The sequence below is a fragment of the Herbaspirillum sp. 3R11 genome, from assembly GCF_004563925.1.
Taxonomy (GTDB): domain Bacteria; phylum Pseudomonadota; class Gammaproteobacteria; order Burkholderiales; family Burkholderiaceae_D; genus Herbaspirillum.
Genome location: NZ_SPNJ01000003.1, coordinates 17729 through 38155, shown reverse-complemented (window position 1 = coordinate 38155; position 20427 = coordinate 17729). Strand labels below are relative to the sequence as shown.

General features: G+C 62.1%; 23 protein-coding genes. 2 read left to right on the top strand and 21 right to left on the bottom strand.

From position 1 onward, the window contains the following. The first annotated feature begins 14 nt into the window (after positions 1 to 14). Positions 15 to 1070 carry a P1 family peptidase gene (locus E4P32_RS13630; RefSeq protein ID WP_116435260.1) on the top strand — a complete coding sequence of 352 codons (1056 nt, stop codon included), beginning with the start codon at positions 15 to 17 and terminating at the stop codon, positions 1068 to 1070. Beyond that, the gene (locus tag E4P32_RS13625) at positions 1067 to 1891 is read left to right on the top strand and encodes a M55 family metallopeptidase (protein WP_116435261.1); all 825 of its coding nucleotides are present in this window, start codon (positions 1067 to 1069) and stop codon (positions 1889 to 1891) included. Before E4P32_RS13630 ends, E4P32_RS13625 begins: the two co-directional genes overlap by 4 nt. 73 nt (positions 1892 to 1964) lie before the next feature. Here the strand turns inward: E4P32_RS13625 and E4P32_RS13620 are convergent, their stop codons facing one another. From E4P32_RS13620 to E4P32_RS13520, 21 genes are all read right to left on the bottom strand, one after another. Then, on the bottom strand, positions 1965 to 2627 hold the full coding sequence (locus tag E4P32_RS13620; protein ID WP_116435262.1) for a DUF799 domain-containing protein: 663 nt from the start codon (positions 2625 to 2627) through the stop codon (positions 1965 to 1967). Positions 2628 to 2638: 11 nt separating this feature from the next. After that, the gene (locus E4P32_RS13615; RefSeq protein ID WP_348533510.1) at positions 2639 to 3001 is read right to left on the bottom strand and encodes a DUF4810 domain-containing protein; all 363 of its coding nucleotides are present in this window, start codon (positions 2999 to 3001) and stop codon (positions 2639 to 2641) included. Positions 3002 to 3019: 18 nt separating this feature from the next. Further along, complete coding sequence (locus E4P32_RS13610; protein ID WP_116435263.1) at positions 3020 to 3706, bottom strand: CsgG/HfaB family protein; 687 nt, start codon at positions 3704 to 3706, stop codon at positions 3020 to 3022. A 355-nt stretch (positions 3707 to 4061) separates the two neighbouring features. Further along, a complete protein-coding gene (locus E4P32_RS13605) occupies positions 4062 to 4742 on the bottom strand; it encodes a 4'-phosphopantetheinyl transferase superfamily protein (protein WP_135008746.1) in 681 nt (226 codons plus the stop codon). After that, positions 4720 to 5169, bottom strand: a complete 450-nt coding sequence (locus E4P32_RS13600; RefSeq protein ID WP_116435265.1) for an excinuclease ATPase subunit — start codon at positions 5167 to 5169, stop codon at positions 4720 to 4722. The genes E4P32_RS13605 and E4P32_RS13600 overlap by 23 nt, the downstream gene beginning before the upstream one ends. Positions 5170 to 5207: 38 nt before the next feature. Beyond that, a complete protein-coding gene (locus E4P32_RS13595) occupies positions 5208 to 6470 on the bottom strand; it encodes a beta-ketoacyl-ACP synthase (RefSeq protein WP_116435266.1) in 1263 nt (420 codons plus the stop codon). Continuing rightward, positions 6467 to 7204 (bottom strand): 3-oxoacyl-ACP reductase FabG, encoded by a 738-nt coding sequence (fabG, locus tag E4P32_RS13590; RefSeq protein WP_116435267.1) that lies wholly within the window; start codon positions 7202 to 7204, stop codon positions 6467 to 6469. The genes E4P32_RS13595 and fabG overlap by 4 nt, the downstream gene beginning before the upstream one ends. Further along, positions 7201 to 7614, bottom strand: coding sequence for a 3-hydroxylacyl-ACP dehydratase (locus E4P32_RS13585; protein ID WP_116435353.1), 414 nt, complete (start codon positions 7612 to 7614; stop codon positions 7201 to 7203). Before E4P32_RS13585 ends, fabG begins: the two co-directional genes overlap by 4 nt. 70 nt (positions 7615 to 7684) lie before the next feature. Beyond that, positions 7685 to 8875: a beta-ketoacyl-ACP synthase gene (locus tag E4P32_RS13580; RefSeq protein ID WP_116435268.1), complete on the bottom strand. Its 1191-nt coding sequence runs from the start codon at positions 8873 to 8875 to the stop codon at positions 7685 to 7687. Then, on the bottom strand, positions 8872 to 9411 hold the full coding sequence (locus E4P32_RS13575; protein WP_233526692.1) for a DUF3261 domain-containing protein: 540 nt from the start codon (positions 9409 to 9411) through the stop codon (positions 8872 to 8874). The genes E4P32_RS13580 and E4P32_RS13575 overlap by 4 nt, the downstream gene beginning before the upstream one ends. A 41-nt stretch (positions 9412 to 9452) precedes the next feature. After that, positions 9453 to 10691 (bottom strand): NAD(P)/FAD-dependent oxidoreductase, encoded by a 1239-nt coding sequence (locus E4P32_RS13570; RefSeq protein WP_116435270.1) that lies wholly within the window; start codon positions 10689 to 10691, stop codon positions 9453 to 9455. Continuing rightward, positions 10675 to 13122 carry an MMPL family transporter gene (locus E4P32_RS13565; protein WP_116435271.1) on the bottom strand — a complete coding sequence of 816 codons (2448 nt, stop codon included), beginning with the start codon at positions 13120 to 13122 and terminating at the stop codon, positions 10675 to 10677. Before E4P32_RS13565 ends, E4P32_RS13570 begins: the two co-directional genes overlap by 17 nt. After that, positions 13115 to 13744 carry an outer membrane lipoprotein carrier protein LolA gene (locus E4P32_RS13560; RefSeq protein WP_233526693.1) on the bottom strand — a complete coding sequence of 210 codons (630 nt, stop codon included), beginning with the start codon at positions 13742 to 13744 and terminating at the stop codon, positions 13115 to 13117. Before E4P32_RS13560 ends, E4P32_RS13565 begins: the two co-directional genes overlap by 8 nt. After that, a complete protein-coding gene (locus E4P32_RS13555) occupies positions 13741 to 14202 on the bottom strand; it encodes an acyl-CoA thioesterase (RefSeq protein ID WP_116435272.1) in 462 nt (153 codons plus the stop codon). The genes E4P32_RS13560 and E4P32_RS13555 overlap by 4 nt, the downstream gene beginning before the upstream one ends. Then, positions 14195 to 15784, bottom strand: a complete 1590-nt coding sequence (locus tag E4P32_RS13550; RefSeq protein ID WP_116435273.1) for an aromatic amino acid ammonia-lyase — start codon at positions 15782 to 15784, stop codon at positions 14195 to 14197. Before E4P32_RS13550 ends, E4P32_RS13555 begins: the two co-directional genes overlap by 8 nt. Next, positions 15771 to 16682 carry an acyltransferase gene (locus E4P32_RS13545; RefSeq protein WP_199525665.1) on the bottom strand — a complete coding sequence of 304 codons (912 nt, stop codon included), beginning with the start codon at positions 16680 to 16682 and terminating at the stop codon, positions 15771 to 15773. Before E4P32_RS13545 ends, E4P32_RS13550 begins: the two co-directional genes overlap by 14 nt. A gap of 80 nt (positions 16683 to 16762) precedes the next feature. Next, positions 16763 to 17521 carry a glycosyltransferase family 2 protein gene (locus tag E4P32_RS13540; protein WP_116435274.1) on the bottom strand — a complete coding sequence of 253 codons (759 nt, stop codon included), beginning with the start codon at positions 17519 to 17521 and terminating at the stop codon, positions 16763 to 16765. Then, on the bottom strand, positions 17518 to 19317 hold the full coding sequence (locus E4P32_RS13535) for an AMP-binding protein (RefSeq protein WP_116435356.1): 1800 nt from the start codon (positions 19315 to 19317) through the stop codon (positions 17518 to 17520). Before E4P32_RS13535 ends, E4P32_RS13540 begins: the two co-directional genes overlap by 4 nt. Next, the gene (locus tag E4P32_RS13530) at positions 19310 to 19867 is read right to left on the bottom strand and encodes a hypothetical protein (RefSeq protein ID WP_116435275.1); all 558 of its coding nucleotides are present in this window, start codon (positions 19865 to 19867) and stop codon (positions 19310 to 19312) included. Before E4P32_RS13530 ends, E4P32_RS13535 begins: the two co-directional genes overlap by 8 nt. Next, positions 19854 to 20150, bottom strand: coding sequence for an acyl carrier protein (locus tag E4P32_RS13525; protein ID WP_116435276.1), 297 nt, complete (start codon positions 20148 to 20150; stop codon positions 19854 to 19856). The genes E4P32_RS13530 and E4P32_RS13525 overlap by 14 nt, the downstream gene beginning before the upstream one ends. A gap of 10 nt (positions 20151 to 20160) precedes the next feature. Further along, the gene (locus E4P32_RS13520) at positions 20161 to 20427 is read right to left on the bottom strand and encodes a phosphopantetheine-binding protein (RefSeq protein WP_116435277.1); all 267 of its coding nucleotides are present in this window, start codon (positions 20425 to 20427) and stop codon (positions 20161 to 20163) included.

The window sequence follows — 20427 nt, the reverse complement described above, 5'->3', positions numbered from 1 at the left end:
TGCGTCTGCAAGTCATGAGCAAGAAATATCCTCCCCACATTGGGCGCCTGCCTGCCGGCTCCACGAACAGCATCGCTGACGTAGCCGGCGTGACGGTCGGGCATTGCACGCTGAACTATGGCGGGATCCAGACCGGCGTCACGGTGGTGCGTCCGCATGGCGGCGATTTGTTCCAGAAGAAGATTCCGGCAGCGGCGGTGACCTTCAACGGTTTCGGCAAAAGCGTCGGCCTGATGCAGGTCGAGGAACTGGGCGTGCTGGAGACGCCGATCGCCCTGACCAATACCTTCGCCGTCGGCGCCGTCGCCACTGCGCAGACACGCGCCGCCGTGCGCGACAATCCGGGCATCGGCCGCAGCCTGCCCAGCATCAATCCGCTGGTGTTCGAATGTAATGACGGCTATCTGAACGACATGCAGGCCTTCGCAGTGGAAGAACAGCACTACCGGCACGCGCTCGACAACGCCTCCGACAAGGTCGTGCAAGGCGCGGTCGGCGCCGGTCGCGGCATGTCGTGCTTCGATCTCAAGGGAGGCATCGGCAGCGCTTCGCGCAAGGTCGTGGTCGGCAGCGCCGAATACACGGTCGGCGCGCTGGTGCTGGCCAATTTCGGAAAACTGCCGGACCTGGTGCTGGACGGCGAGCGGGTCGGCAAGACGCTCAAATGCCTGCAGAAACAGCTGGACGAACCCGAGAAGGGTTCCATCATCATGCTGATCGCGACCGATGCACCGCTCGATGCGCGCCAGCTGCGCCGTCTGGCCGGGCGTGCGGGAGTGGGCCTGGCGCGTACCGGCTCGGTGTACGGTCACGGCAGCGGCGACATCGCACTGGCGTTTTCCACGGCGCAGACAGTGCCGCATCAGGCCGATGCGGCCTCGCCCGCACTGCATTTTTCCTGCTTGCACGATAACCTGCTCGACCCGCTGTTCTACGCGGTGGCCGACAGCACCGAGCAAGCCATCCTCAACGCCTTGTTCGCTGCCGAAGCGGTCAAGGGCAGGGACGGTCACCAGCGCCGCTCGCTGAGCGATTTGCTGGAGACCCTCGCTACCATGGAGCACGCATGAACATCCTGATTTCGGTCGACATTGAAGGTATTGCCGGCGTATTCCATCCCGAGCAGACGCGTCCCGGCAACGGTGAATACGAACGCGCGCGGCGCCAGATGACCGAAGAAGCCAATGCCGTCATCCGCGGCGCGCTGGCCGGCGGCGCCGGCAACATCGTGGTCAACGATTCGCACGGCAGCTTCCGCAACCTGTTGCCTGACCTGTTGCATCCGGCCGCGCGCGCCGTGCTGGGCAAGCCGCGTGTGCTCGGCATGATGGGTGGCGTGGCGGGCGACATCGACGCCGTCATGATGGTCGGCTACCACTCGCGCTCGCAGACCGGCGGCATCCTGGCGCACACCATCAACAGCTTTGCGTTTTCACGCGTGTGGCTCAATGGCTCCGAGCTGGGCGAAGCCGGGATTTACGGCGCCCTTGCCGGCGAGTATGGCGTGCCGGTGATTTTCGGCAGCGGCGACGACGCCTTCGTGGAAGAGACGCAGCCGCTGTTCCCGCAGGCGCGCTTTGCCGAAATCAAGAAAGCGCATGGCGCCAACAGCGGCGATTCGCTGTCGCCGCAACAAGCGTGCGTCTTGCTGGAAAAGGTTGCGCAGGAAGCCGTGCAGGCTGCACGCGCGACCCAGATGCCGAAGTACCGCATCGAAGTCCCGGTCACCTGCCGCCTGCAGGTGCAGACGCCGGCGCTGACCGACCTGTTCTGTCAGTTGCCGATTGTCGAGCGGGTGGATGCGGTGACGCTGAAGTTCGATGCACCGTCGGTGGAGTTTGTGGTACGTGTGCTGAACAGTTTGTCGGCGATGTCGTTCATGCTGCGTTAAAAAATAGACTGCCGCGACGTAAAAAAAGCCGGATGAGAATCCGGCTTTTTATTTTTGTTCAGCCAAACAAGGCTTAGTCGCTTTGGTATTTGGGCGAACGCGGCCCGTACAGCATGCCGTTCTTGTGGCCCGCCATCAACAACCGGCTACTGGTAACACCGGCAATCTTATAGCTGGCGTCGGTGCTGGTGGCGATGATCTGATTGACGATGGCGGACACCAACATGCCGACCAGACCGTTGCTGTTGTTCTGGTTTTCATTGCTGGACGCGGTTGCGCTGCCTTCCCACAAGACCTTGCCGTTTCTCAGGTCGATTAGTTTGGCTTCGGCCGTGACCATCGTGACGCTATTGACGACGATGTAGCTGGAGCCATAGTTTTTGACGTTGACGTACAGACCTGCATCCGCACCAAAAATTTCACGCAGCTTTGCCGGCGATACCTCATGGATGTCATTGGGTGTAGTCAGGCCGTTTTGCTTGAAGGTCTCATCTACCAACGCTACCGGCAGTACGTAGTAACCGGACTCTGCCAGAGGATAAGTCACCTGCGACATCATGCCGTAGGTCGCTGCAACGTCGGGCGAGTTGTTCAGCGGCGGCAACACCAGGATGGTGCGTGGGCGGCTTTCCTTGAACGCCGCGTAGTCATACGGCTTGCGTTGAGTGGCGCAGCCCGTCGCCAGTACTGCCAGCAACAAAACGGCTGCAATTGTTTTGAATGAAGAGAATCGCATGTGAGGGCCTTTTATTTTTTGAGTTTGGCGAGCAGGAAGTTCATGTACGGAGCCGATTCAGGGAAGAGTGCCTTCTCTGTTTCGAATTCCTGCACGACCATGTCAGGCTTGCCTGCGTTCGCATACAACATACCAAGGTGTGCGTGATAGCCGGGCGGCAAAGGTGCGCCTTTGGAGCGGTTTTTTTGTATGCTTTCTTCCAGGGCTGCAATTTGCTCTTCGTTGCTCTTGGTATCCGCCTTGAAATATTCATACACCTGTTGCTGGTAGTTGCCCCAGCCGTAGATAGGTTGTTGTCTGGTTGCGCAGCCGGTGAGAATGAGCAGCGAAAGTGGCAGCAGCGTCGCGAAACGGAAAACGGTTTTGGTCATCATGATGTCGGGTCCTTTCGCTTACTTGGCAGCGGTCACAGGACGCCATGCACCAGAATCGATACCTGCGACGAGATTGTTGATCGCTTCACGAATGGCAAGATCCAATACTTTGCCGTTGAGCGTGGAGTCATAGCTGGAGGTGCTGCCGAAACCGATGATTTCGCGGTTTGACAGACTGTACTCGCCGGCGCCTTGCGACGAATAGACTACTTGCGAGGTCGATACGTTGACGATGTTCAGGTTGACCTTGGCATAGGCGACCTGGGATTTTCCGCGACCGAGAATGCCAAACAGCTGACGATCGCCAACTTCCTTGCGGCCGAACTCGGTGACGTCGCCCGTAACGACAAAGCTGGCGCCTTTGAGTGCTTGCGCCTGATTGTTGATCTTTGCTTCCTGGCTGATTTCGGCCATGTTGTCGCGATCAAGAACATCGAATCGACCAGTCTGTTGCAGGTGTGTGATCAGGATCGTTTTGGCTTGTCCGCCGAGACGGTCAACGCCGTCGCTGAAAAGTCCGCGCATGAAGGCGGAACGGTTGTCGAATTTGCCCACGGCGATGGCGCTGCGAGCGCCTTGATAAGAAGTTGTCGCGGCGACCGTTTGTGTGATCGGCACAACGCGTGACTGCTCTTCGGTGACGCAACCGGCAAGCGCGGCTGCGGCAACCATCGCCGCAAGGGCGGACGTTATCTTTTTGGACATGTTGGAAAACCCCCAAATTGTTATTGTTAATAAAGCATGATTCAGCAAGACGCAAGCGATGTTCATTTGCAGGTACGCGGAGGCTGCAATATTGACCGATTGGCGGCTTGCTGATGTTGAGATGATTTTTTGAGACGCAGTCATCTTCTTTTTAAAACCTGCATGACGAAAATGTCATCATCGACAACGATATTTTTTGTTGGAAATGTGGATGACAGAATTTCAGGCGGAGACGATTGTAGCTGAGTTCGGAAGCGCTGCAACACCAGGATGTAAAGGTTTTTTACATACTCCTGAGTAGTAGAATTTTATTGAATTTGTTGTGTATTTTTCGACAATGCTATGTCGTGAAACTTCAAATGGCGTTGAGCTCAACGATATTGACGACGGAGACCTCGCGAACGCTGCACAGACAGATTCCCAACCGCGCATGCAGCAGAATACGGCAGTTCCAACCTGCGTTGATCGCCTGCGGTTCTTGTCCCTGGTTATGCAGTAATTTGTAGAGCGCCTCGTTGCAATTCCAGAGACGATAAAACGCTTCCACACGTTGTGCTTCCGGCAGTTTCCCCAACCAGCTCATTTCATCAGGGGTGAATGCTGCAGCGCTGAGTGCGGCGATGTTGCGTGGGGAGTTCTTGTCTTCGATATCAAGTCCGACGTGACATGACACGCTGGCGGCACAGGCTATCCAGCCGCGGCTGTGCGACAGACTGAAATAAAAAGAGGGCGGGTCATGCTGCGGCGACAGGGTAAGCAAAGGCGCCTGAGCTTCTCGTTCGGTGACGACAATCTGTTCGTTGTCGATGCCAAGCATGCTGCACGTGGCGCGCCGCAGCAGGATTCGGCCAAGCAAAAACTCTCTTGCTCGCTGCGGACGCTGAAAATTGCGATAGCGAAGACGTTCGCTTGGGCCAAGTTCGGCTGCAAGCGAAGCGATTCGCGCTTCATCCACCAGATCGCCGTTCAGCAACCAAAGCGTAGCTGCCGTCGCGGTGCCTGGCGATGACGGATCAGTTGTCGGCGACTTTGGCAATGTCCGCCTTGAGGAAGAGGATCACGCTGAAGCTGCCGGCATGACATTCAAAACGTGTTTCGCTACTCATTTCAGTATTCTGGTAATAGCTGACGATGTTGATGACGGCATTGCCGCTCATTTTCTTCGTGCGTTCCTGCAACTCGGTCAGGCTGCTGACCAGCGCTTCATTGCAGGCGGCGACGTCGGCAGTGCCGGAGAAACGGACTTTCTTGGAAATGATGTCGGTATGGATGACTTCTTGAACCACCGGCGTGACTTGCTTGCCGAAATAGAATTTGACCGATCCGTCAGGCTTTGCTGCAAAGGTCGTGGCTTTCAGTGCGGCATCGATGGGCAGCATGAAGGTTTCGTTGCGGGCCTGCGCGGGCAGCGCAGCGGAGATGAGAATGCCGAGCGCGACAGAGAGGGAAACGATTTTTTGCATTTTGTGTGCTCCTTGCTGTGGGGTGAAATGATGGTTGTTCAAGCGCAGCGTTTGAAAATCAGCGACGTATTGATCCCGCCGAACGCGAAATTGTTCGACATGACGTATTCGCATTCGAGTCGGCGGCCCTCACCGGCGATGTAGTCGAGCTGGCCGCATTCCGGATCGACGCGTGTCAGGTTGATGGTCGGGGCGAACCAGTTGGCATGCATCATTTCGATGCTGAGCCAGGCTTCCAGCGCGCCGCAGGCGCCCAGCGTGTGGCCCATGTAACTCTTGAGCGAACTGATCGGCGTCTTGTCGCCGAACACGCGCGCGGTGGCGTTGGACTCGGCGACGTCGCCCTGTTTGGTGCCGGTGCCGTGGGCATTGATGTAGCCGATCGCGGCGGCGTCCAGGCCGGCGTCGGCCAGCGCCATCTCGATGGCGATCTTCATGGTGTCGGCGTTGGGATTGGTGACGTGGCTGCCGTCGCTGTTGGTGCCGAAGCCGACGATTTCCGCATAGATGCGGGCGCCGCGCGCCTGTGCATGTTCCAGGTCTTCCAGGATCAGCGTGCCGGCGCCTTCGCCCAGCACCAGGCCGTCGCGTTGCTCGTCGAACGGGCTGGGCGTGATGGCCGGCGTGTCGTTGCGCACGCTGGTGGCGTACAGCGTGTCGAACACGGCGGCTTCCGAGGCGCACAGTTCTTCCGAGCCGCCGGCGATCATGGCGACCTGGCGGCCGCTGCGGATCGTCTCGTAGGCGTAGCCGATGCCCTGGCTGCCGGAGGTGCAGGCGCTTGAGGTGGTGATGATGCGGCCGGTAACGCCGAAGAACACGCCCATGTTGACCGGCGCGGTATGCGCCATCATCTTGAGGTAGGTGTTGGCGTTGATGTTCCGGGTGCTTTTTTCTGTGAACAGCATGCTGAAGTCGGCAACCGCACTGGGCGTGCCGGCCGATGAACCGTAGGCGATGCCGATGCCGCCGTTGCGCAGCAGCGGATCGTCGAGCAGGCCGGCGTCGGCCAGCGCCCATTCGCTGGCGCGGGTCGCCAGCAATGCCACGCGGCCCATGCTGCGCGTGCTCTTGCGGTTGTAGCGATCGGATAACTCGAAGGCGGCAGCGGGGGCGCCCAGGCGTGTATGCAGGCCGTCGTATTCATCCCATTCAGGCATCCGTACGACCGCATTGCGATAGCTGCGCAGGTGTTCCTGCGCGCTGCGCCAGTCGTTGCCGATGGGGCTGATGCCGGCCATGCCGGTGACGACGACGCGGCGTTCCTGAAGCGGGCGATTTTTCGAATTGCCGGCGCTCATACCAGGCCTCCGTTGACCGAGATGACCTGGCGCGTGATGTAGGCGGCGTCTTCCTGCATCAGGAAGCTGACTGCCGACGCGACTTCTTCCGGCTTGCCGGCGCGACGCGCGGGGATCAGCTTGAGGATGTCTTCCATCGGCAATTCATCGGTCATGTCGGTGTCGATCAACCCCGGCGCGACGCAGTTGACGGTGATGTTGCGCTTGGCCAGTTCCAGCGCGAGCGCCTTGGTGGCGCCGATGATGCCGGCCTTGGCGGCGCTGTAATTGACCTGGCCGCGATTGCCGACCATGCCGGAGACCGAGGCCAGTGTGACGATGCGGCCGGGCTTGCGGCGCTGGATCATCGGCATCACCAGCGGATACAGCACATTGTAGAAACCGTCGAGGTTGGTCTTGATCACGCTGTCCCAGTCGACGCCGGGCATGGCCGGGAAGGCGTTGTCGCGCGCGATGCCGGCGTTGCAGACCACGCCGTAATAAGCCCCGTGTTGTTCAACGTCCTGCAGCAGGATGTCGGACGTCTGTGCGCGCTCGCCGATGTCGAATTGCAGCACGCGTGCGCTGCGTCCCAGTGCTTCGATCTCTTTGGCTACTGCATCGGCGGCATCGCGCCGGCTATGGCAATGCAGGACGATGTCGTAGCCGTCGCGCGCCAGGCGCAGCGCAATCGCCTTGCCGATGCCCCGGCTCGAGCCGGTGACCAGGATGGTGTTGTTCCCCGTGCTTGTCATTGATTCCCCTCTTGTAGAAACTCACGGGCGTCATGCGGCTGGAAGACCGAAATCGTCGCCTGCGCCAGTTGTTGTTGTGAGCTTGCGTCCTTGATGCTGCAGGCGAACGATCCGAGACCGTTGTCGGCCTGCAGCAGTTTTTCTACTTCAACGTGCAGCGTGCTGCCGGTGGCGAAATACGGCACGTTGGCGTCATAGCGGCGCGAACCGAGCAGGAAGCCGATCTTGACCGCTTCGCCGCGTTGTTGCGCATGATAACCGGCCCAGGCGGCGATCGCCTGCGCCATGTATTCGATGCCGACCCAGGCACCGACGCCTGTTCCGGTCTGGAACAGGCTGTCATCGGCGATGGCGACTTCCGCGCACAGCTTGTCGGCGTCGGCGCTGACCACGCGGTCCAGCAGCAGCATGGGCGCAGCATGTGGGACCAGGGTGGCGATCTGCGGAAATTGCGCTTCTGTCTGCGCTTCTGTCTGCACTTCAGTTCCTCCCCAGGATCAGGGCGGCGTTGCTGCCGCCGAAGGCGAACGAATTGCTCAACACATAACGCGGCGGTCGTCCCAGCGATTCTCCGACCCGCACCGTATGCAAGGCCGGCAGCGCCGGATCGGCCTGGCCGTCCCACAAATGCGGGGGCAGCATGCCGGCGGGATTGTCGTCTTGCATCGTCAGCCAGCACAGGCCGGCTTCGATGGCGCTGGCGGCGCCCAGGGCATGTCCGGTGAAGGACTTGGTTGAGCTGACCGGTATTTCCGTACCAAACAGCTGATGGATCGCCTTCGATTCCATGGCGTCGTTTTGCAGTGTCGCCGTGCCGTGAAGATTGATGTAGTCGATCTGTTCCGGCGCAATGGCGGCGCGTTGCAATGCCTGCCGGATTGCGAGGGTGGCGCCGATGCCTTCCGGATCGGGGGCGGAAATGTGATGGGCATCAGACGATTCGCCCCAGCCGCACAAGGCGACAGCGGCAGCTTCGGAGGTCATCAGAAACAGGGCGGCGCCTTCGCCGATATTGATGCCGCGGCGGTTGACGCTGAGCGGGTTGCAACGCTCGTCGCTGACCGAATCCAGCGATGAAAAGCCGGCAATCGTGAAGTCGCACAAGGTATCCACGCCGCCGCTGATGACGGCGTCGCACAGGCCCATGTTGATCAGGCGCGCAGCGCTGGCCATGGCTTTGGCGCTCGATGAGCAGGCGCTGGAATGGACATAGGCAGGGCCGCTGAGGCCGAGCGTGGTCGCCAGTGCGGCGGCCGGCGAGCCGAGCTCTTGCTGGCCGTAGTGGAACTGCGCGGGGAATTTTCCGTGGGCGACGTAATGCCTGAAGGCCGTTTCGCCTTCTGCAATGCCGGAGGTGCTGGTGCCGAGAACGACGCCGATGCGACCCGGGCCGAAGCGCGCGATCAAGCTGTCCACTTCAGGACGTATCTGGGCGAGCGCAGCCAGCGCGACGCGATTGTTGCGACTGCGTTCTCGCAGCGGCAAGTGCGCCACTGAGGGAAGTTCTTCATCGGCAAGGGTAACGCCGCCCACGATGCGCGGGACCTTGTCGGATGCGTACCGGTCGCTGGCGCGCAGACCGCTGTTGCCGGCGAACAGGCGTTGCCGGATATCGGCGTGCGTGGCGCCGAGCGAGCAAATCATCCCCAATGCGTTCAGATAAATCGTCATGGTGCGGTGACAACTGATTGAATGGTCAGCTTGTAGTGATAGCGCAAGTTGGTCAGGATCACCTTGCCGCCCCACGCTTTGCGGTCAGGATAATCGATTTGTGCGATGACTTCGCGGTTCAGGAGCAAGGTCCGCTGCATGCCGTTTTCCTCCAGCTCCCAGCCGGGCGGCAGTGCGGCGCGGAGGGCCGCCGCCGGCCACAGCGTCAGTTGCACGTCCTGCAATACGTCTTCGCCCTGGACTTCCTTGGGCAACATGAAGTGGCGCCAGGTTTTCAGCTCCTTGCCGTCGTAGTGCAGGGACATGACGCGCTGGCCGAAAGCCAGGCCGACCAGGTCCAGATGATCCGGCTCGATTTCGAGCACGGTGTCGATTTCATCGATGCGGCCGGCGCGTTCCACGGTCAGATGTTGTTGCAGGCTGAGCGAGGCGCCGAGCGAGGCCGGCGACAACTGCAGATGCAGGCGGGCCGACGGCATCGGTGGCGCTGTCGGAAGTGTCGGCGCAGTGCTGCAGGCCGACAGCAACAGCGCCATGATTGCCGCGGCCGCACAGGATCTGAAGGGATTTGTAAAACTCAGGCGCATATGCTTTCCAGTGCGGTCAGGCGACGCTTGCTTTCGGTCACGAAAGGATTGCCGGTATCCCACGCGTAGCCGGCCAGGATCGACGAAATCATGCGGCGGATGGCAGGCTCCTGCTGTTCGTGGAAGATGATTTTCTGGAAGCCGCCGGCATACCAGGATTCGACGAAGGTGCGGAAGGTGTTGACGCCTTTCTTCAGCGGCACTGCGTAGTCGGCTTCCCAGTCCACGCTTTCGCCGGCGAGCATGCGCGTGAGCGTCTCCGCGGCCAGGCTCGCGGACTTCAGTGCAATCGTCACGCCCGAAGAAAAGATCGGATCGAGGAATTCACCGGCATTGCCGAGCAGCGCGAAGTTCTTGCCCCACAGCGAGGTGACATTGGCGGCATAGCCGGAAATGGCGCGCGCAGGCGTATCCCATTCAGCGTGCTGCAACAACGCGCACAGGGCAGGGTCTTGCATGACCAGCGTGCGCAGTCTGTGCGTTTCGTCGCCGGCAATGGTCGCCAGGAAAGATGCTTCGGCCACCACGCCGATGGAGCAGCGTCCCTGGGCAAAGGGGATCAGCCAGTACCAGACGTCGTGATGTTCGGGATGCACCGTGATGCGGATCTTGTTGCGATCGAACTGCGGATCGCGGATGCCGTCGGCGATGTGGGTGAAGTACGCGCCGCGCAGGGGAAATCCGGATGGCCGCTCCAGATCAAGCAGGCGCGGCAATACCCGGCCGAAGCCGCTGGCGTCGAGGATGAAACGGGATTCGATCGTGTACTCGCGGCCGTCGGCGTCGCGCACCTGGGTGCGCGGACGGTCGCCGGCCAGGTCGACTGCGGTGACGCTGTGGCGATAGCGTATCTGCGCGCCCTGGAGTTCGGCTTGCTGCGCCAGCAGATGGTCGAAATCGGCGCGCTGCACTTGATACGTAGTGCCCCAGCCCGGCGAATGCTTGTCGCGGAAGTCGAATGCGGTCTGGCGTTCGCCGCAGACGAAGGAGGCGCCGTTCTTGAACTGGAAGCCGTGCTCCACGACTGCTTGCAACATGCCGGCCTGTTCCAGGAAGTCCATGCTTTGCGGCAGCAGGCTTTCGCCGATGGAGAAACGCGGAAACTGCTCGCGCTCGACCACCAGCACCTGATGGCCGCGGCGGCGCAACAAAGCTGCGGCCACCGCACCGGCCGGACCGGCGCCGATGATGAGGATGTCATGCTGTTCGATACTATTGTCTGGTTTCATGAGGGCTCGAAGAGGAAGAAGCGGCGCCGCGAAAACACGGCGAAATGAGCCAGACCAGGGCCATGCCGATCAGCATGGTCAATCCGAATGCATGCAAGGGAGGACTGTTGCTTAACGCCAGCAGTCCGAAGGAAAGCAGGGCGCTGATCGCCGACAGGCCCACCGTCAGCCACGAAAAACGCTGGTGACGATCGGTCGGCTCCTGGAGGAAGATGCCGTAGTCGACACCAAGTCCCAGTAGCAATAGACAAGCCAGCACGTGGAATAGTTGCAGCGGCTGCCCGATCAGGCCGAACAGCGCCAGCGTCGCCAGCGTCGCCAGCAGCGGCGGGGCAATCGCGCGCCAGGCGGCGCGGCGATAACGTAATGTGAGCAGCAGGAAAATGGTGAAGTAGGCCGCCAGCAACGCCCATGTCATGTACTCGCGGTAATAGTGCAGCACCGCAGAAATATCGGCTACCTTGTCGACCCATTGCACGCCGTCGGCAGGGGCGGCGGCAGCGGCCAGCAGCGGCAACTGCCGATAGTCGTTCAGGCCGCGTACGGCCACGATACTGGCGTACTGCGTGGCGTATTGCGCGCCGGTCTTTCCCAGCCACAGATGACGCCACGGTTGCCCCGCCGGCGAATCGATGAAGGCTTGCGGCAGCAGCGGTTCAGCGTGCGCCGACAAGCGTTGGCGCATGTCTTGCACCCATTGGGCGGGTTCGTCGATGGCGGCGGCGATGGCGGCAAGTGGACCTTGGGGCGTCAGCAGGGTCGCGTCGATCAGGTCGCGGTCGGCGTGTTGCTGCCGTTGCGACGGCACCCAGTTGGAGACGGCCTGCACGCCGCTGATCAGTTTCTTGCCGATCAGGTCTTGCAGCCGTTGCTTCAGTTGTTCCTCGCGCTGCAGGACTTGTTCGGCCGTGTCGCCGCGCACCAGATAGAACTGAGCCGGCGTCGGCGTGTCGAGCAGCTTGCCGAGTTTGATCTGATCGTCGATCAGACGTTGCGGTGTTTTTTGCAGTGCGCGGATGTCGTCGCTGACGGACAGGCGCATCAGTCCGATCGTGGCAAAGACGGCAAACACCGCCGCCAGGAGATAGCCGTTGCGGTTGGCGCGGAAACGCGGCCAGCGACCGATGCTGTGGCTGCAGCGGTCGGCCAGTGGAGTGCTGCGCAAAGTGTCTGCATGGATCAGCGCCGGGAACCACAGGATTACAGTCAGCCAGGCAAACAATAGTCCGAGTACCGAGAACACCGCCATCTGACGCAATCCCGGGAAGGGCGTCAGCGCCATCCCCAGATAGCCGATGACGGCCGCCAGCAGCATCAGCGCAAGGCCGGGCAGCAGGCGGCGCAGCAGCGTGCTCGAATCGGTCTGCGCTGCCGTACCGAGCCGCGCGCACAGAAAATAAATCGCATAGTCCTGGGCAATGCCCACCAGGCTGGCGCCGAACACCAGCGTGAGCAAATGCAGGCGACCGAACAGCAGCCAGCTGACCGACAGCGCGCCGAGGCAGCCGATGGCGATGGACAGGGCAATCAGCGCAATCGGCTTGAGCGAGCGAAAGGTCAGCCACATCAGCAGCACGATGCCGATCAGCGAGCCGGCGCCGATGGTGGCCATTTCGCTGCTGGCCTGCTGACTGCCGGCAGCTGCGTGGAGGATGACGCCGGCGGTGATGATTTCCGCATCGGGAACCGCTTGTTTCGCAGCCCGGCTGGCCTGATCAAGAAGGGGAATGACTTGCTGCTGGGCGGAGATCGAGAACGCCGACTGCTGCAGGTTCATCAGCAGCAACACATACGAGCGGCCGCCGCTCTCGACGAACAGGCGGCCGTCGCGCGGGCGTACCGGGGTTTCCTGCGCGCGCGCCTGTACCCAGCCGCTGAACAGGCCGAACGGGTCATCCTGCCACGCGCCCAGCCGCGGACCGCCGAAAGCGCCGTACATCGTGCCGAGCGCCAGTTGCCCCCATTGTTGCGGCGAGTCGCTGCGCAGCTTGTCGCGCTGTTCCTGCGTCAGCAGCATCAGGCGGCTCCGGTCGAAGCTCGCCAGCCAGTCTCCCTGCAATTGTGCGGCGTCGCCCGCCATCGGTTGCAGCAGCGCAGGCTGTTTACGAATGACGGCTTCATAGGCCGATGCGGCTTGCGTCGCCTTGTCCCAGTCCGCTTCACCGATGAGGACCACCACTTTTTGCTGGGCGCTGTCGACCATGTGCACAAAAGCCTGCTGCATCACATCGTCATGACGCGACGACGGCAGCAGGGCAAGGATGTCGGTGTCGGGGCTGGTGCGCTGCACCAGCCACAGGTAGGCGTTGTGGCCGAGCAGCACGGCCACCACCAGCAGCCACGCCAGCGCAAGAGCGCGCCCTGCGCCGCGCAGGGATTTACCCGGGGAGGCTGCCGATGTGCCGGCGTCCTGGTCGGCCGGTTCAGTCAAACATCGCTCCTTCTTCCGCAGTCATGGCCTTGTCGCCGGTCTGGATTGCGGAGAACACGATCTCGGTATGGTCGCCCGAGGCTTCCTGCATGATGACCTTGTTGACGAAGGCGGCGCCTTCGAGCCGGATGTCGCCGATGGCTTTGGCCAGGCCGGGTTCGCGCGCCTTGAGGGCGACGTTCCAGTTGCCGTTCTTGATGGCGCCGTCCAGTTCGAAGAGCTTGTCGAGCTGGCTCAGGTCGCCGGCCAGCAGCGAGAACAGCACGTTGTTGATCATCTTGACGACCGGCTCCTGCTGGGCGTCCAGGCGCATGGCGACGCGGCCGTTCTGCATCTGCACGATGGCGTTGCGCGTAATGCGCAGGGTGCTCGGGAAGGGTTGCAGCGTCTGCCACAGGATGCCCTTGCCGGCGGCGACGCAGAAGCGTCCGTTCGACAGCAGCGGCTTCTTGATGCCGGTGAGTTGCTTAGTCTGGTCGAAGCGCCCGCACATCACGGCGGGCTTGGTCAGCGCAGCCTGGATTTGCGCGACCGGGGCGGCAGCCTCGGCAACCGTGTTTGCTGCTGTGAACACGGCGAAGAATGCAGCGCAGGCCGCCAATTTGCGGAGAGTCATAGTCATGTCGGTTCCGGATAAGGTAAGCCCAGCTTTTGCCATAACACCGGCGGACTGAGGAAGCACATCTCGCGTTTGTCCATCTGCACCGCCACCTGCGTGGTGACGCCGCGCGTCAGGCGTTGTCCGCTGGCGGCGTCGGTGACGAGGTATTCCATCTTCAGGCGGTTTTCCCATTCGACGATGGCGGCGCGTACCTTGATGCGTTGGCGGAAGGTGGCCGGGTTGGAATAGCGCACCTGCAGGTCGATGATCGGCCACATGTAGCCGGATTCCTTCATCTCGTCGTAGTTGTAGCCGATTTTGTCGAGCAGCGCGCAACGGGCCGCTTCAAAATATTGGATATAACGGCCGTGCCAGACCACTTCCATCGGATCGATGTCGTAGAACTGGACTTGCAGTTCCACTTCACCGCTCCATGGCGAATTGGCCGGCGTGATTTTCCCCTGGGGCAGCTCAGTCATACAGGCTCCAGGCGCGCGCGCGGATGCGATCCAGCAGCAGGCGCAGGTCGGGTTCCAGCATGCGGTCTTCGGCGATCGGCGCGATGTCGGCGCACAGCGCTTCCTGCATCGCCGCCAGACGGCCGCCGGGCAGTTCGGCCAACGGGATTTCCGGGTTCTGCTCGTTGCGCAGCCAGACGCCCTGGCGCACCGTGATCAGCAGCGCCGCCACGACTTGTTCGGTCAACTCCAGCACGCGCAGGCAGTCGCGCGCGGCGATGGTGCCCATGCTGACCTTGTCCTGGTTGTGACACTCGGTCGAGCGCGAGAACACCGAGGCCGGCATGGTCAGTTTCAGCGCTTCCGCAGTCCATGCCGAGGAGCTGATTTGTAAAGCCTTGAGGCCATGGTTGATGGCCGCGCGCGAGCCTTTCACGCCGGACAGGTTGGCCGGCAAGCCGTTGTTGTAGCGGTTGTCGACCATCAGGGCCATCTGGCGATCGAGCAGGTCGGCGATGTTGGCGACGGCGTTTTTCATGCTGTCCATGGCGAAGGCGATATGGCCGCCGTAAAAATGGCCGCCGTGCAGCACGCGCTCGTTATCGGGATCGATCAGCGGATTGTCGTTGGCGCTGTTGAGTTCGTTTTCGATATAGCTGCGCAGCCACGGCAAGGCATCGGTCAGCACGCCGATCACATGCGGCGCGCAGCGGATCGAATAGCGGTCCTGCAGGCGCTTTTCATTGCGCAGCGGCTGGTCGCAGCGCAGGTCGGTCTGCAGCCAGCCGGCCACTTGCTGCTGGCCGGGGTGTGGCTTGACCGAGAACAGCGTGGCGTCGAAATGATGGGCGTTGCCGTCCAGCGTAAAGCTGGCCATGGCGGTGATGCGCGTGGCCAATTTGCAGAGGTATTCGGCCCGCTCGTAGGCCATGCATGCCAGCGCGGTCATGACGGCGGTGCCGTTCATGATGGCCAGGCCTTCCTTCGGACGCAGGCGCAGCGGCGTCAGGCCGGCGGCTTGCAGCGCAACGGCGGCGTCGACTTGTTCACCGCGATTTTTCTCTGGCCCCCACACCTTGCGTTCGCCGCACAGCACCGCCGCCAGATAGGACAGCGGCGTCAGGTCGCCGCTGGCGCCGACCGAACCCTCGGCCGGGATCAGCGGCAGCAGGTCGTGCTGCAGCAGGGCGGCGATCTGGTTCAGCAGTCCCACGCTGACACCGGAGTAACCCTTGCTCAGCGAAGTCAGCCGCGCCGCCAGGATGGCGCGCGTCTGTTGCGGCGAGAACAGTTCGCCGAGGCCGCAGCCGTGGTAGGTGTAGAGATGATGCGGCAGTTCCGGCACCAATTCCGGCGGCACGTTGACGGTGCAGGAATCTCCGTAGCCGGTGGTGACGCCGTAGACGGTACCGTCTTCACGCAGCAGGCGATCGAGGAAGTCGGCGCCGCGCTGGATGCGCGCGAGGAAGTCAGGCGCGTCCGACAGCGCCGCGCGTGCAGAACCGGCGGCGATCGCATTGACGTCTTCGATGCTCAGGGGCTTGGCGCCGAAGGTGACGAAAGTAGTGTCATCTGACGAAGTCGGTGTATCAATGGGGCGCATGGCGGTTGTCCGGAGAAGGGGACGTCTGGGGCTGAGCCCAGAAATCATAGAAATTGAACCATTGCAAAGGCGTTTGCAGGCAATGGTGCTCGAGGCGGGCGGCGTAGTCGGCCGCCAGTTCGCTGAACAGCTGTTCGCGCTGTTTGCGCGGCAAGCTGATCTGCTCACGGAAAGGTTCAAAACACAGCGTCGCGCCATGGCGCGTGCGCTGCGAAAACATCAGGTAAGTCGGACATTCCAGCAAGCTGGCCAGGACATATGGGCCAATCGGAAATGGCGCTTCCGCACCCAGGAAATTCGCGGTCGTCACGCGCGGCGACCGCGAGACCGGCACGCGGTCGCCGGCGATCACGACGAATTCGCCGCGCGCGACTTTTTCCGCCAGCAGCACCGCCGTGGCGGGCGTCATCTCGGTCACCTGGATCAGGTCGAGCTGGCTGCGCGGATCGAGCTGCGCCAGCATCCGGTTGAAGGCTTGGGCGTGCTTGGTGTGCACCAGCACGGTCAGTTTCAGTTCCGGGTGACTCCGGCCTGCCACGCGGCACAGTTCCAGGTTGCCGAGATGGGTGCAGATCAGCAGGCCGCCGCGCTTGGCGGCGACCGCGTCGGTGACGATCTCGCCGCCGCTGACGGTGACTTTGTCCAGCGGGAACAGGCCGCCCCACAGCAACATCTTGTCGAGCAGGCTCTCGCCGAAGGCGGCGAAGTGGCGCAGCGCACCGCCCAGGCCGGAAGGAATGCGCAGGTCGGGACGGCGGCGCTGTACGCGCGCCAGGTAGTCGAGCGAGGCTGCGCGCGCGACCGGATTGCGCGCCATGTACCACAGCAGCACCGGATACAGCATCAGGCGGAACGGCCAGCGTCCAAAGATGCGGTAGACCGCAAACAGCAGGCGCATGCCGCCGACGAAGCTGACCTCGTTGATGTGCGCCCAGTGGCGGCCGGATTCGGTTCCGGCTTCGGGTTTCAGCGTCTCGCTCAAGCGGTTTTCCTCCGCAGCTTGCGCGCCAACAACAGCGGCAAGCGCCACAGCATGCCGAAGAACAGTACGGTGTGCATGCGTGAAATCAGCACGTTGTCGAGCCACAGTTTGAAATGCGACACGCCGTCGCTCGGGTAGCGCACGCGCGTGGGCAGGTTGATCACGCGCACGCCGCGCCAGTGCAGGCGCACCAGGATTTCAGTGTCGAAGTCCATGCGGCTGCCGATCTTTTGCACCGACGTCAATGCCGTGACCGCCGCCAGCGGATACAGGCGGAAGCCGCACATCGAATCGCGGATGTCGAAGGACAGCGTATTGATCCAGACCCATACGTGGGTCAGGTAGCGCGCATACAGTCGCCCCTTTGGCACGCTGTCGTCGTAGATCGGACAGCCGCTGACGACGGCCTGCGGATCGCGTGCGGACAGCGCGATGAACTGGGCGATATCGGCCGCGTCGTGCTGGCCGTCGGCATCGATCTGCAGTGCATGGCTGTAGCCGTGTTGTGCCAGGTAATGCAAGCCGGTGAGGACGGCGCCGCCCTTGCCGCGATTGGTTGCATGGCGCAGCAGCGTGACATCCTGTGGATGCTTGTCGGCCAGCCGGTCCAGTACGGCGGCACAGACAGCGTTGCTGCCGTCGTCGACCAGCACACAATGGAGTCCGTGCGAAAGTCCATGCGCCAGCACCGCCGCCAGTACATCGGGGATCGCGCGCTCATGGTTGTAGACGGGGATCACGACACCGGTTTTCATGCCGCCTCGCCGAACAGAATGCGGCCGCTGGCATGCTGGCCGTTGGCTGAATGCAGGCGGAACGCCAGGGCGTTTTTCTGCGTATCGTTTTCGAGCTCCAGTGTCAGCGTCGCGCCGGGCGTGACGACGCGCTGGAACTTGAGCGCCTGCAGGGTGCGAAAATGTGCGGGCAAATCGAAATACTGCTGTCCCAGCGCCAGCGCCCAGTCGACCTGGACTACCCCGGGCAGGATCGGTGTCGCGGGGAAATGTCCGTCGAAATACAGCAGGTCCGGCGGCACGCGCAATTGCAGGGTAACGCTGCGATCATCGCGTTGCAGGACGGTTTGTTCGGGCCATAGCGGGCGCTTCTTCGAAATTGGAGCGGAAGCTTGTTCAAGCAATGCCGTCAGCGCCGCCACGGTGGTTTTGCCCTGCGTATTGGCGGGCAGGGCGTCGAGGTAGCGCCACAGCCTCGGCAGGGCCACGCTTTCGATGGCGCCGGCCAGGACCGTGCGCAACTGCGTGTTGAGCGCCAGCTTGCCTTGTTGTTCGAGCACTGCACGTCCGGCCGCAGTCGGCACCACGAACGCGGCGATGCGTTCACGTCGCGAGGACAACGACAACGATGACGACGATGACGACAACGACGACGGTTCCTGATGCACCAGCACGCGCGCTTCGGCCGCCAGCGGCGAGGTCAGCAGCAGTCGCTCGATCTGGTCCAGCGAGATGCGCTTTTCTTCGAGCTTGACGATGCGGTCGGCTCGGCCGCGCAGGTAAAAATTCTGCGCGGGTTTTTGCCCGCTGCTGAACTCGACGCGGTCCGCCATGCGCAGCCATTGGTCGTCCGGCAAATGCGGCGAGCGCACTTCGAGGCAATCGTGTTCGCTGTTGAGTCGCACCTCGACCCTCGGCATCGGCTGCCAGCTGTCGTCGCGGGCAGCGCCGGCGAGCTCTTGCGGTTGGCGCCAGGCGATGCCGCCGGTTTCCGAACTGCCGTAGATTTCAATCGGGCGATGGCCGAGCAGTTGCCGGGTTGCTACCGCCACGTCGGGCAGCAGCGGTCCGCCGGAAGAGAATATCGCTTGCAACCGGGAGACGTCCGGCTGCACCGGACTGTCGGGCAGACGTTTCAGGTGTGCCGGGCTTGACAGCAGCAGCCAGGGACGCTGCGGCACGATCGCGGCCAGGTCTTCCGGGAAGAACGCGCTGCGCGCATGGATCGCGCGGCCGGCCGCGAGCGGCCACAAGACCTTGAACAGCAAGCCGTAGATATGCTGATGAGAGACCGTGGAGACGATGTCGGCCGAGCCTGCCCGGGCGCCGAACAGCGCTTCCAGCGTGGCGACTTCAGTGGACAGTTGCGACAATTTTTTCGGGATGGCCTGCGCCGTGCCGGTGCTGCCTGAGGTGTAGACCACCAGGGCCGGAGCGTCGGCGTCGAGGCGTTGCGGCGACTGAGCCTTGTCGACGGCCGGCAGCGGCTGTAGTGGTTGCAATGCTGCGTCAAAGTCGCCGATGAAGCCGTCGACTTCCAGCGTCAGCGCCTTGCAGGTTTCGGCCAGCGTGTCGCTGGGCAGATAGATGGTTTTCCCCGCTTGCCATGCGCCGAACAACGCGGCGGCAAAGGCGATGGTGTCCTGCAGGTAGAGCGCGAAACGCGTACCGGGATGGCGCAGCAGCTGTTGTCGCCATCCCTCGGTCTCAAGGGTGAATCGGGTGTGCGTCACGGCGTCGTCGCCGCGCCAGCCGATCACATCGCTGTCTGCGCGTGCGGCCGGCGGCAACGCCGTCACATCGATGAAATCAGGCATGGTGTTGACGCCTGACATAGAGCCGGACCAGGTATTCGCCGGCGAACAACGCGCCCATGAGCACATACGAAATGAGACCTGTATACAGCGACCAGATTGCTTCCGATGCCCACACCGCCGTGGCGAACGCGATGCAGCCATTGAGCGCGAAGAACAGGCACCAGACCTGGGTCACGCGGCGTGTATAAGCGATGGCGAAGGCCGGCAGATCGGGATCCTGGATGCGTGCAATGCGTTCGATGATCGATGGCGGGCGCAGCAGACTGGCGCCGAACAGGGCCAGCATGCCGATGCTGATGGCGACCGGATATAGCTTGAGCGGCAGCAGCGCGTTCCAGAACAGCGCCGGCGCCGCCAGCAACAGTGCAGCCAGGCTCATCCAGCGATAGCGCTGGCCCATCCTGAAGGTCAGCAGGCGCAGCGCGGCGACGCCCAGCAGCACCAGCGCGAGCTGGCGCGGTTCGATCCTGCCGTGGGCGTACCAGACCAGCAGCGGGTAGACCAGGATGACCAGCGTGGTCAGGACCTGGGCCATTTCAGGCCTTTTCATCAACCTTGTTCACGTTGTCCGCCTGCAGCAGCGTTGCCAGCACGTCGACCACATCCTGCACCGTGCGCACGGTGCGAAACACGTCGGGCTGTATCCGCTTGCCTGTCATCTGGTTCAGTTTGACCACGATGTCGACGGCGTCGATGCTGTCGATGTCGAGATCGGAATACAGATTGGATTGCGGCGTGATCTTCGCTTTGTCGAGCTCGAACATCTCGTGCAGCATGTCGACGATCCAGACGGTGATCTGGTCCTTGGTCATGGAGGGCGCTAAGGTAGTCATGATGATTCGTTTATTGTTGGCGATGGCTGGCAATGAGGGCGGCAAGCGATTGCACCGATGCGAAGTGCTTGCGGGTTTCTTCCGAGTTCGCGGAGAGGACGACGCCATAGCGTTTTTGCAGGGCGACGCCGAGCTCCAGCGCATCGATCGAATCCAGTCCGAGGCCATCGCCGAACAAGGGTGCGGCGGCGTCGATGTCGGACGGACGGAGGTCTTCCAGTTGCAGAACGTCGATGATGAGTTCTTTGATTTCCTGGTCAAGGTCAAGACTTGGCAT